Annotated in this window: 12 protein-coding genes; 8 read left to right on the top strand and 4 right to left on the bottom strand. The window is 71.4% G+C overall.

Features of this window, described 5'->3' with window-relative positions:
* On the top strand, nucleotides 1-1,113 hold a 1,113-nt coding region (locus tag N864_RS14510; RefSeq protein ID WP_162164535.1), incomplete at its 5' end, for an MFS transporter.
* Nucleotides 1,114-1,150: 37 nt separating this feature from the next.
* Nucleotides 1,151-1,537 (top strand): VOC family protein, encoded by a 387-nt coding sequence (locus tag N864_RS14515; RefSeq protein WP_034718162.1) that lies wholly within the window; start codon nucleotides 1,151-1,153, stop codon nucleotides 1,535-1,537.
* Nucleotides 1,538-1,636: 99 nt separating this feature from the next.
* On the opposite strand, the gene N864_RS14520 is transcribed toward N864_RS14515, so the two are convergent.
* On the bottom strand, nucleotides 1,637-3,697 hold the full coding sequence (locus tag N864_RS14520) for a transglycosylase domain-containing protein (RefSeq protein ID WP_051518604.1): 2,061 nt from the start codon (nucleotides 3,695-3,697) through the stop codon (nucleotides 1,637-1,639).
* Nucleotides 3,698-3,809: 112 nt separating this feature from the next.
* On the bottom strand, nucleotides 3,810-4,598 hold the full coding sequence (locus tag N864_RS14525) for an exodeoxyribonuclease III (RefSeq protein ID WP_034718164.1): 789 nt from the start codon (nucleotides 4,596-4,598) through the stop codon (nucleotides 3,810-3,812).
* Nucleotides 4,599-4,655: 57 nt separating this feature from the next.
* Between N864_RS14525 and N864_RS14530 the strand changes: the two genes are divergently transcribed.
* From N864_RS14530 to pyrE, 3 genes are all read left to right on the top strand, one after another.
* Nucleotides 4,656-5,438 carry an SDR family NAD(P)-dependent oxidoreductase gene (locus N864_RS14530; protein ID WP_034718166.1) on the top strand — a complete coding sequence of 261 codons (783 nt, stop codon included), beginning with the start codon at nucleotides 4,656-4,658 and terminating at the stop codon, nucleotides 5,436-5,438.
* A 196-nt stretch (nucleotides 5,439-5,634) separates the two neighbouring features.
* Entirely contained in the window at nucleotides 5,635-6,561 is a 927-nt protein-coding gene (locus N864_RS14535) for a hypothetical protein (RefSeq protein WP_240474339.1), read from the top strand.
* Nucleotides 6,562-6,791: 230 nt separating this feature from the next.
* The gene (gene pyrE / locus N864_RS14540; protein WP_034718169.1) at nucleotides 6,792-7,349 is read left to right on the top strand and encodes an orotate phosphoribosyltransferase; all 558 of its coding nucleotides are present in this window, start codon (nucleotides 6,792-6,794) and stop codon (nucleotides 7,347-7,349) included.
* Here pyrE and N864_RS14545 read toward each other — a convergent pair.
* The gene (locus tag N864_RS14545; protein WP_051518605.1) at nucleotides 7,319-7,996 is read right to left on the bottom strand and encodes a hypothetical protein; all 678 of its coding nucleotides are present in this window, start codon (nucleotides 7,994-7,996) and stop codon (nucleotides 7,319-7,321) included. The genes pyrE and N864_RS14545 overlap by 31 nt on opposite strands.
* Before the next feature lie 61 nt (nucleotides 7,997-8,057).
* Here N864_RS14545 and N864_RS14550 point away from each other — a divergent pair, with 61 nt between their 5' ends.
* Together N864_RS14550 and N864_RS14555 are read left to right on the top strand one after the other, a co-directional pair.
* Nucleotides 8,058-8,384, top strand: a complete 327-nt coding sequence (locus tag N864_RS14550; RefSeq protein WP_034718171.1) for a putative quinol monooxygenase — start codon at nucleotides 8,058-8,060, stop codon at nucleotides 8,382-8,384.
* An 87-nt stretch (nucleotides 8,385-8,471) separates the two neighbouring features.
* The gene (locus N864_RS14555; protein ID WP_081793872.1) at nucleotides 8,472-9,251 is read left to right on the top strand and encodes a LemA family protein; all 780 of its coding nucleotides are present in this window, start codon (nucleotides 8,472-8,474) and stop codon (nucleotides 9,249-9,251) included.
* Nucleotides 9,252-9,318: 67 nt separating this feature from the next.
* Here the strand turns inward: N864_RS14555 and N864_RS14560 are convergent, their stop codons facing one another.
* The gene (locus N864_RS14560) at nucleotides 9,319-10,011 is read right to left on the bottom strand and encodes a DedA family protein (protein WP_034718173.1); all 693 of its coding nucleotides are present in this window, start codon (nucleotides 10,009-10,011) and stop codon (nucleotides 9,319-9,321) included.
* 184 nt (nucleotides 10,012-10,195) lie between these two features.
* Here N864_RS14560 and N864_RS14565 point away from each other — a divergent pair, with 184 nt between their 5' ends.
* On the top strand, nucleotides 10,196-10,858 hold the full coding sequence (locus tag N864_RS14565) for a TrmH family RNA methyltransferase (protein WP_034718175.1): 663 nt from the start codon (nucleotides 10,196-10,198) through the stop codon (nucleotides 10,856-10,858).
* The last annotated feature ends 20 nt before the right edge of the window (nucleotides 10,859-10,878 follow it).

Consider the following 10,878-nt stretch of genomic DNA (forward strand, 5'->3'; position numbering starts at 1 on the left):
GAGCGCAAACTCCGGCCCTTGGTCCGCAGCCCCCGGGCCACCGCGGTCGTGAGCGCCGTCCTCGCCGGGCTCGGGCTCGTCCTCGTCGGTCTCGCCCTCGCGGCGCCGGACCGGCTCGTCACCGACGTGACCCTCGGCATCCCGTTCATCCCGCTCGTCGGTGAGTCGCGGCTGCTCACCCCCATCGGCGTCGGCGGGCTCGGCCTGCTCGCGCTCGCAGCGGTCGTCACCGCGCCCCGGTGGTGGCCGGTGCTGCGCCGCGCCGACCTCCTCGGCGCCCTCCTCGTCGCCGTCGCGCTCGGGGCGCTCGTGCTCACCTTCGCCGGCTCCGACCCCGAACGGGAGGTTGTCGGCCCGCTCGGCCTCGTCCTGCTCCCGCTCGGTGCCCTGGCCCTCGGAGCCCTGGCCATCTGGCACCGGCGAGCCCGCCACCCGCTCATCCCGCGTGGGGTCGTCCACGGACGCGGCCTGCGGGCCCAGCTGGTCAGCCTCCTCGTCGGCGCCGCGCTCGTCGCCGTCGTCGTCGACGTGCCGCTGCTCGCTCGCCTCACGCTGACCCAGGACGAGACCCGTGCGGCGCTCGTCCTCGTCCGGTTCCTCCTCGCCGTCCCCGTCGGTGCGCTCCTCGGTGGCCTCGCCACCCGCCGGCTCGGCGACGGACCGGTCGCCGCCGTGGGCCTCGCGCTCGCCGGGGTCGGCATGGTCGCCATGTCGCGCTGGGGCGTGCACTCCCTCGCCGACGCCGTCCCGACGACCGTCGTGCTCGTCGTCGTGGGTCTCGGCATGGGCCTGGCCATCGCGCCCGTCAACGACGCCGCCCTCGCCGACGCTCCACCGTCCGGCCACGGTGTCGCCAGCTCACTCGTCGTCGTCGCCCGGATGGTCGGCATGGTCGTCGGTCTCGCGCTGCTCACCTCGCTCGGCCTGAGCCGCTACTACGAGGCGGTCCGCCACCTGCCGAACCCCCTCGACACCGACGCCCTCATCGGGGCCGGCGTCGTCCAGGTCCAGACCGTCCTGCTCGGCGGCGCGGTCGCCGCCCTCCTCGGCGCCGCGGTCTCCCTCACCCTCGGCACCGCCCGGCGACCCCGCGAACAGACGACCGCCGCCTGACCCGGCCGGACAGCCGCGCCCTGTGCAAGGCTGGCGCATGGCTTCCCGGACCGCGAACTTCTCGATCGACGCCCACGATCCCCGCGCCCAGGCCGCGTGGTGGGCGCAGGTGCTCGACGACTTCGAGCCCGACCCGGCCGACGACGATGACGACGAGGCGGGTCTGCTGGGCCCGGGCGGCCGGTCGCTGCTCTTCCTCCGCGTCCCCGAGCCGAAGACGGTCAAGAACCGGATGCACCTGTGCCTCCGCCCGGCCGACCGCAGCCGGGACGAGGAGGTCGACCGGTTGCTCGGCCTCGGCGCGACGATGGTCAACGACCTGCGCGACGGCGACACCGGCTGGGCCGTTCTCGCCGACCCCGAGGGCAACGAGTTCTGCGTCCTCACCAGGTCGGCCGACGAGGCCGGCATCGCCAGGCAGTAGCGAAGGCCACGCCAGGAGCGGTCGCCGGCCCAGCGGCATACCCCTTTGGTATGACGCTGAGCCCGCCGCGCTGGGACGTGACCTTTCGGGCGGGTCGGCTCAGGGCATCGAGGCGGCGGGCTGCCCGGCCAGACTGCGGTTCATGATCCGCTTCCAGATCGGCGCGGCGTAGCACGCTCCCGTCATCGAGCTGCAGAACTTGCCCGCCATCGACACGTTGAACATCCGGCGGTTCGGGTTCGTCGGGTTGCCGACCCACACGGCCGTCGCGAGCTGCGGGGTGAAGCCGACGAACCACGACTGCGAGTTGCCGTCCGCGGTGCCGGTCTTGCCGGCGGAGGTGCGGCCGCTCAGCTGGTTGAGGATGCCGGAGCCGTGGGTCATGTTGTACTCGAGGAACTTCGTGGCCTGCGAGACCGGCTGCTGGGGCTCGACCCGCGTGCACGACGGCTGCGGCTGCCAGATCGGCTTGCCGGCCCGGTCGACCTCGGTGACCGGGTAGGTCTGGCAGAGGACGCCGCCGGCGGCGATGCCGGCATAGGCGTTGGCGAGGGTCTGCGGCGAGATCGTCTGTGCGCCAAGGACGATCTGCGGCGGATAGGTGCCCATCGGGGTCCCGTCGGAGGCGTGCATGCCGAAAGCGAGCATCGTCCTGCGGATGTTGCAGACACCGATCTTCGAGTCGAGGGCGGCGAAGGCGGTGTTGACTGACTTGGCGGTCGCCTCCATCAGCGAGATGGTGCCGCCGCCCCAGGGCTCGTCGTTGAAGACGTGCCACGGCTGGTAGAGGCCGCACGGCTGGGGGAACTGGTGCTTGGTGAACGTGGCGGCCTGTTGGGGGCCGGCGCCCGGTCCGTCGATGCTCGCGTGCAGGCCGAGGCCCTGCTTCATCGCCGTGACGAGCGCGAACGCCTTTGCGGTGGAGCCGAACTGGAAGCCGCCGGAGCCGCCGTACTGCTGGTCGACCGCGTAGTTGATGGCGGTGACGCCCTTCTTCTGCGCGAGCCCGTACTGGGTGTTCTGCCCGAAGGCGACGACCTTGCCGGTGCCGGGCTCGGTGACGTACGCAGCCGCCGAGACCCCGATGTGGTTCTTCTCCGGGGCGACCTGGCGGATCGACGTGTCGACGATCTTCTGGATCTTGGGGTCAAGGGTCGTGTGGATCGTCAGGCCACCGCGGAACAGGAGGTCGTGGCGCGCCTGTGCCGTCGGGCCGAGCGCGGGCTGTTGCTCGAGCCACGGGATGATGAACTCACAGAAGTACGGCTCGGGCGAGTTGACGCAGGTGCTCGGCGGCTCGGTGATGTTCAGGTCCTTCGCCAGCGGTCGCTTCTTGGCCTTCGTCCACGCCGAGTCGGAGATGATGCCGAGCTGGTGCATCCGGTCGAGGACGACGTCGCGGCGCGACTGCGCGGCCTTCGGGTGGGTCGCCGGGTCGGTGGCGCTGGGGCTGCGGACGAGCCCGGCCAGCGTGGCCGCCTCCGTCAGGGTCAGCTTGCTGGCGTGGACGCCGAAGTAGTGCTCCGCGGCGGCCTCGACGCCATAGGCGCCGTCGCCGTAGTAGGCGAGGTTGAGGTAGCCGGCCAGGATCTGGTCCTTCGACCAGACCCGCTCGAGGGCCGTCGCGTAGCGCAGCTCGGTCAGCTTGCGCATGAGGGTCTTCGCCGTCGCCGCCTGGGCCGCCGTGTCCTGCCCGGCGGCCAGCGCCTGCTCCTGAAGGCTCATCTTGACGAACTGCTGGGTCAGGGTCGACGCGCCCTGGGTCGCGGCGCCGGTGCGCGCGTCCTCGAGGATCGCCCGCACGATGCCCTGCGGGTCGACCGCGCCGTGCTGGTAGAAGCGGCTGTCCTCGATCGCGACCTGCGCCTTGCGCATGATCGGCGCGACCGCGCTGAGGGGCACGACGGTCCGGTTCTCGTCCTGCGGGGTCGCGATGACGGAGCCGTCGGCCGCCAGGATGCGCGAGCCCTGGGCCAGCGGGTTGATCGTGAACGAGCTGGGCAGCGAGTTGAACGCGTTGTCGCCCGCCTCGGCGAGGGTGCCGAGGGCGGCGACGGACGGGGCGGCGATGCCCGCCGCCAGCACCCCGAGCACGACCGCCACGGTGATGAAGGCGGTCAGCAGCGTGATGGTCCGGTTGACCTCGTTCCTGCGTCCCACTTCTCGCACGGTAGGTCGGCAGTCTGGAGGTTGGCTGGAAGTCAGCCGGGCGTTGGGCGGGGTGCGGCGCCACTTTCGCGTCAGGCGAGGGCCGCATCAGGTGAGGGCTGGGTCAGGCGAGCTCGATGACGACCGGCGCGTGGTCGGAGGCGCCCTTGCCCTTGCGCTCCTCGCGGTCGATGAGCGCCCCCGTGACGCGGGCCGCGAGGGCGGGCGAGCAGAGCGCGAAGTCGATCCGCATGCCACGCCGCTTCGGGAAGGCGAGCTGCGTGTAGTCCCAGTAGGTGTAGACGCCGGGTCCGGGGTGATACGGCCGCACGACGTCGGCGAAGCCGGCGTCGACGACACCCTGGAACGCCGTCCGCTCCGGCGGCGACGTGTGCGTGCGGTGCGCGTAGTACTCGACGCTCCAGACGTCCTCGTCGAACGGCGCGATGTTCCAGTCACCGCAGAGCGCGATCTGTGCGGTCGGGTTGGCCGCGAGCCAGCCCGAGCCGGCCTGCGCCAGTGCACGGAGCCAGTCGAGCTTGTAGGCCAGGTGCGGGTCACCGAGCGCCCGCCCGTTGGGGATGTAGAGCGACCAGACGCGCACCCCGTTGCAGAGCGCGCCGATGGCCCGGGCCTCGGCGGCGAGCGGCTCGCCCCAGCCGGGCATCCCGTCGAACCCGACCTGGACGTCCTCAAGCCCGACCCGCGAGGCGATCGCGACGCCGTTCCACTGGTTCAGCCCGTGCTGCACCACCTCGTACCCGAGGGCGGCGAACCGCTCGAAGGGGAACTGGTCCTCGCGGGCCTTCGTCTCCTGGATCGCGATGACGTCGATCTCCGTGCGCGCGAGGAACGCCTCGACCCGGTCGATCCGGGAGCGGATGGAGTTGACGTTCCACGTGGCGATGCGCATGGCCCCCAACCCTATTGGTGCGTCCCCCTTTGGGCTTCGCGGCCGTAGGGTGGCGGCATGGCACCCCCGAAGCCCACCGCCCTCGTCACCGGCGCGACCGCCGGGATCGGCCACGAGTTCGCGCGCCAGCTCGCAGCCGGTGGGCACGACCTCGTCATCGTCGCGCGCGACACCGCACGGCTCGACGCGGTGGCCGACGAGCTGCGCAGCACGTATGCCGCTCACGTCGAGACGCTTGCGGCTGACCTCTCGCAGCGGGCCCAGCTGCAACGGGTGGCCGACCGTCTCTCGGAGACGGACCGGCCGGTCGAGGTGCTCGTCAACAACGCCGGCTTCGCGCTCAAGGGCCGGTTCCTGCAGAACGACATCGCCGACGAGGAGCGTCACCTGGACGTGCTCGTGCGGGCGGTGCTGGTGCTGTCGCATGCGGCCGCCCTGTCGATGCGCGAGCGCGGCCGGGGCCGGATCGTCAACGTCTCGTCCGTCGCCGGGTTCATCGCCTCGGGCACCTACTCGGCGGCGAAGGCGTGGGTGACGACCTTCACCGAAGGGCTGGCGAACGAGCTGGCCGGCACCGGGGTGACGGCGACTGCGCTGTGCCCGGGGTTCACCCACACCGAGTTCCACGAGCGGGCCGGGATCCGGATGGACGGCATGCCGGCGTTCATGTGGCTCGACGCGCGGCGCCTCGTCGCGTCGGCGCTCGCGGACGTGGAGAAGGGCCGGGTCGTGTCCGTGCCGGGCGCGCAGTACAAGGCGATCGTGGGCGCACTGAAGGTGCTGCCCCGTTCGCTCGTGCGCAACCGCGCGCGGACGGTGCACCGCCCCCGCTCGCGCTGACCACGACGGGGGGTGTCGATGCCACTTCTCGTGGCGTCTGAGGTTGGCTGGCCACGACACGGGGTGTTGATGCCACTTCTCGTGGCGTCTGGGGCTCGCTGGCCACGACACGGAATGTTGATGCCACTTCTCGTGGGGCGCTGGGGCCTGTGGATGACGCGCACGGACCTCGCCCCCGCTCCGCCACGCTGGAGGCATGGGCTTCGATCCGATGGCGCCGTTCCTCAGCTCTGAGATCCGGGGCACCGAGCTGTCCGACTGGCAGTTGCGGCCACCCCGTTACACCCAGCTCTTCCGCGGTGTCTGGATCGACTCGCGAGTCCCCCTCACCACGTTGCTGCGAGGGCGAGCGGCCCTGCTCGTCACGGAGCCCGGCAGCGCCCTGTCCCACCACACGGCCGCCGAGCTCTGGGGTGGGGTCGTGCCCGACGAGCCTGACATCCACGTGACGAGCCGCACCAGAGGCAGCCGCAGGGAGGGCATCGTCGGTCACGTCGCCCGGCCGAAGACCCTGGCGACCCGGTTCCGCGGCGTGCCGCTCACCACGCCGGCACAGACCTTCACCGACCTGCGGGCGCTGCCCCTCGTCGACCTGGTCGTGCTCGGTGACTCCTTGGTCCGCAAGGACCGGACCACCCCCGACCGCCTCTGCGGTGCCGCCTCGGAGGTGCCGGGTCGGCTCGGGCAGCACCTTGTTCGAGCAGCCTCACTGGTGCGCGCCGAGGTCGACTCCGCGATGGAGACGCGACTGCGACTCCTCATGGTCCTCGCTGGGCTGCCCGAGCCGGCGGTCAACCACAAGATCACCCGCCCGGATGGCAGCGTCCGGTTCCGGTTCGACCTGGCCTACCCCGACTACCGGCTCGCCATCGAGTACGACGGCCGGCAGCACGCCGAGTCGGACGAGCAGTGGGGCTGGGACCTCGGCCGGCGTGAGTGGGTCGACACCAACGACTGGCGTCTCTTCGTCAACCGGAGCAGTGACCTCTACTCGACCCCGGCACGGACCTTGCGTCGGCTCACCGAGGCGATGCGGGCCCGGGGCATGACGGTCCCCCGACTGTCGAACGAGTGGCGCCGTCACTTCCCGAGCCGACCCTGGGACGAGGCCCTGCCTGCCTGAGGCCCGGCCCGCCGGCCACGACAGCTGCAGTCGAGGCCACTTTTCGTGGCGTGCGGGGCCTGGTGGCCACGACAACTGGAGTTGACGCCACTTCTCGTGGCCCCGCCGGCCGGGATGCCACGACGGGGCGCCTCGATACCACTTCTCGTGGGACGCAGGGCTCGCGACTCGGCCGCGCTGGGAGGTCAGGTGCGTCGGGAAGCGCGGTGAGCGGCATACGATGACGTCCTGTGACTGATGCCGCTGCCGCCCGCGCCCGCCTCCTCGAGATCATCAAGGCCAAGGCCATCGTCCACGGGCGCGTGACGCTCAGCTCCGGGGCGGAGGCGGACTACTACGTCGACCTGCGCCGCATCACGCTCGACGGGGAGGCCGCGCCGCTCGTCGGCATCGTCATGCGCGAGCTGACCAACGACCTGTCGTATGCCGCTGTCGGTGGCCTCACGCTGGGCGCGGACCCGGTGGCGACGTCGATGCTGCACGCAGCCGCCGCGGCCGGGGACCGGCTCGACGCGTTCGTCGTGCGCAAGGCGGGCAAGGCGCACGGCCTCCAGCAGCGCATCGAGGGCCCGTCCGTCGACGGGCGCGACGTCGTCGTCGTGGAGGACACGACGACGACCGGCAACTCGCCGCTGGCCGCGGTCGACGCGGTCCGCGAGGCCGGTGGCAACGTCCTCGCGGTGGCCACGATCGCCGACCGCGCGACCGGTGCGGGCGACCGCATCCGGTCCGAGGCGGGCGTCGACTACCGCTACGTCTACTCGCTCGAGGAGCTCGGCCTGGGCTGAGCCGGCACGCCGAGCTGGACCGGGTAGCCGCCGCGCAGCACGGCGAGCGTCGACGGCGGCGTGATGACGGGGGCGCGGCCCGAGCGGGGGCGGGGGACGTCCGGGCCATAGGAGTTGTCCGGCTCCCAGGGCGTGAGGTGGTCCGCCCGGACCAAGGCGGGTCCGGCCTCGAGCTGCACGAAGGCTCCCTCGGGGAGGTCTCGCCAGCTGAGCTCGTGCAGCCGACGGGAGCGGTGCGCTGGGTCCCAACGCTCCTCATGCAGCTGTCGGTCGAGGTCAGGTGCGGACAGGCGTGCGACGCCGAGGGACGCGACGACCGCGTCCCGATACGTCGTGTAGTCAGACCGACGGCACTCCGCACACGGCCGGTGCCCGGCAGCGAAGGCAACGGCTTCATCGAGGAAGAAGAGCGGCGTGTAGTGGTGCGCGTCCCACTGGGCGACGCGTCGGTCGCGGAACTGCAGGACGCAGGTGATCCAGGCCCGGGACTGGTGGTGGCGCACAACGGTCCGCGAGCCCGAGCCGTCGTGCAGCCGCCCGCGGTTGCCCATCCAAGCCCCGCGACCGGGTGCGGCGATGACCTCGCCCGTGGGGGTGACCCGGTTCTCGGCGGGGTGACGGGCGGCGGGTGCCGGACCTGCTGGCATGGTGCCAACCTAGGCTGGCAGGCAACGAGCCCGAGTGAAGGACCCGAGTGGAGGAGCAGTCGTGATCTTCATCACCGCCAAGTTCCCCGTGAAGCCCGAGCACGCCGACGAGTGGCCGCAGCTGTCCCGGTCGTTCACCGAGGCGACGCGCGCCGAGGAGGGTTGCCTCTGGTTCGACTGGTCGCGCAGTCTCGACGACCCGAACGTCTACGTCCTCGTCGAGGCGTTCCGCGACGACGCGGCAGGAGCCGCACACGTGCAGAGCGACCACTTCCGCACCGCGACGTCCGAGCTCCCGCGCTACCTCGCCCGCACCCCGGACATTGTCAACGCGAACATTCCCGGCACCGAGTGGTCCGAGCTCGGCGAGATGGCCGTCACGGACTGACTCCGAGGGGGCTCGCTCGGCGACGCTCAGTCGTGGTCGCCTGCTGTCTAGGATCGAACCAATGACACCTCACACAGGGGAGCACTCATGATCGTCGTCTGGATCATCCTTGGCCTCATCGTCCTGCTCGCCTTCTGGGGCGTGGCCACCTACAACGGCCTCATCGGCAGCCGCAACAAGGTCGAGGAGGGATGGCGCCAGATCGACGTCGAGCTCAAGCGCCGCCACGACCTCATCCCGAACCTTGTCGAGACCGTCAAGGGCTACGCCCAGCACGAGCGCGGCACCCTCGAGGAGGTCATGCGGGCGCGATCCGTCGCGATGTCGGGCGGCCAGACGCCGGCCCAGGCGGCGCAGACGGAGGGCGCACTGAGCCAGGCCCTCGGTCGGCTCATCGCGGTCGCCGAGGCCTACCCAGACCTCAAGGCGAACCAGAACTTCCTCGCACTGCAGCAGGAGCTGTCGAGCACCGAGGACCGGATCGCCAGCTCCCGGCGCTACTACAACGCATTGGTGCGCGACCTCAACACCAAGGTCGAGTCGGTGCCGTCGAACTTCGTGGCCAACATGGCCGGCATCAAGCGGGCCGAGTACTTCGAGACCCCGGCCAGCGAGGCGGTCGCCCCGAACGTCAACTTCGGCGCGGGCGGCATCGAAGGTGGCGGACCCGCCGGGGCGGTCGGGCCCTCCACCCAGCCGGGGGCCGTCGGTGGCGCCTCGACCCAGCCGGGCAGCCTGTCCGGGCCCGACGTGCCGTGGCGCGCCGGTGGCGACGACCCCCTCGTGACGTCGGGGCACGACGACGCGGGCCAGCAGGGTCAGCCGCAGCCGAACCCCAACGTCGACCGCACCCCTCCGAACGACTGAGCAGACCTGCGCGTTCGAGGTATTCCGCTGCTCGTTCCGGGCAGTGGAATACCTCGAACCGGGTGGCTCAGCGGGGGTCGGTGTCGCGGACCTCGACGGGTGAGACCGGCCGCTCGGCGGCAGCCTCGGCCCGCGCCTTCTTCTTGTGTCGCCACCACTCGACCGCCATGGGGACGAGGGAGAAGGCGACGATCAGCAGGATGATCGCCTCGATGTTGTGCTGCAGCGCCGGGAAGGCCTGGCCCAGCAGGAAGCCGAGCAGCATGACGCCGAGCACCCACGCGACCGCGCCCACGGCACTCCAGGTGAAGAACCTCCGCCGCTCCATGCGGGAGACCCCGGCGACGACGGTGACATAGGTGCGCACGATCGGTACGAAGCGGCCGATGACGAGCGCCTTGTTTCCGTGGTGGTCGAAGAAGTCGCGGGTCTTGTCGAAGTTCTTCTTGTTGATGAAGCGCCCCTGTCGCTCGTAGAGAGGCGTCCCGAGCGCGCGGCCGATCTCGTAGCCGCTCACGTTGCCGAGGAACGCCGCCACGCACAGGAGCAGGATTGCCGGTACAACGTGGATCTTGACCTGGCCCGTCGCGATGAACAGGCCCATGGCGAACAGGAGCGAGTCACCGGGCAGGATCGGGAAGAGCAGGCCGCACTCGATGAAGACGATGGCGAGCGAGAGCCAGAAGAACGCCCCGCCGAACTGCTGCAGCAGATAGGCGGGGTCCATCCAGTTGGGGCCGAGGGCGGCGAGCGCATGCATGGGCACAAGGGTAGGTGGCGGCGCTGTGTGGGACGGCACCCGCGCGGGACCGAGCCCACATCGCGGACCCGGCGACGCGGCATACGGACCGCTCTACACTCGGGCCCGGACCAGCCAGCCTTCCCGAGGGAGTCCCCGTGCCACGGACCCGCCGCCGCGCCCGCTCCTCGACGCGCCCCTCGGCATGACGCACGGCCCGGGGCCGGACGAGCCCGCCGAGCAGCGCACTGAGCCGGCCGCCGACATCGGGGCCGGCCCTTGGGTGGGTCCCTGGCCCGAGGGTGACCGCTGGGACCCCGAGCTGCTCCGCGAGGGGGACCGGCGCAACGTCGTCGACCGCTACCGCTACTGGCGGCAGGAGGCGATCATCGCCGACCTCGACGAGCGGCGGCACGACTTCCACGTGGCGGTCGAGAACTGGGGCCACGACTTCAACATCGGCTCGGTCATCCGGACGGCCAACGCCATGGGCGCCAAGGCGTTCCACATCGTCGGGAAGCGCCGCTGGAACCGACGTGGGGCCATGGTGACCGACCGCTACCAGCACGAGCACCACCATCCCGACGCCGCGTCGTTGGCGGACTGGGCGCGGGGCGAGCGTCTGGCGCTCGTCGGGATCGACAACCTCCCCGGCTCGCTGCCCCTCGAGACGTATGACGTGCCGCGGCGGTGCGTGCTCGTCTTCGGTCAGGAGGGGCCGGGGTTGTCAGAGGGGATGCGTGCGCAGTGTGATGTCGTGCTCCACATCGAGCAGTTCGGGTCGACGCGCTCGATCAACGCCGGGGCGGCTGCCGCGATCGCGATGCACGCCTGGGTTCGGCGCCACGTCTTCGACCAGCGTCCCTGAGGCGAGGCGCACTCTCGATC

Source organism: Intrasporangium chromatireducens Q5-1 (assembly GCF_000576575.1).
Taxonomy (GTDB): domain Bacteria; phylum Actinomycetota; class Actinomycetes; order Actinomycetales; family Dermatophilaceae; genus Intrasporangium_A; species Intrasporangium_A chromatireducens.

Excerpts from the sequence above, each read along its gene's own strand:
- N864_RS14515 (WP_034718162.1), top strand. The coding sequence starts at position 1,151 with ATGGCTTCCCGGACCGCGAACTTCTCGATCGACGCCCACGATCCCCGC.
- N864_RS14525 (WP_034718164.1), bottom strand. The coding sequence starts at position 4,598 with ATGCGCATCGCCACGTGGAACGTCAACTCCATCCGCTCCCGGATCGAC.
- N864_RS14530 (WP_034718166.1), top strand. The coding sequence starts at position 4,656 with ATGGCACCCCCGAAGCCCACCGCCCTCGTCACCGGCGCGACCGCCGGG.
- N864_RS14535 (WP_240474339.1), top strand. The coding sequence starts at position 5,635 with ATGGGCTTCGATCCGATGGCGCCGTTCCTCAGCTCTGAGATCCGGGGC.
- N864_RS14545 (WP_051518605.1), bottom strand. The coding sequence starts at position 7,996 with ATGCCAGCAGGTCCGGCACCCGCCGCCCGTCACCCCGCCGAGAACCGG.
- N864_RS14555 (WP_081793872.1), top strand. The coding sequence starts at position 8,472 with ATGATCGTCGTCTGGATCATCCTTGGCCTCATCGTCCTGCTCGCCTTC.
- N864_RS14560 (WP_034718173.1), bottom strand. The coding sequence starts at position 10,011 with ATGCATGCGCTCGCCGCCCTCGGCCCCAACTGGATGGACCCCGCCTAT.
- N864_RS14565 (WP_034718175.1), top strand. The coding sequence starts at position 10,196 with ATGACGCACGGCCCGGGGCCGGACGAGCCCGCCGAGCAGCGCACTGAG.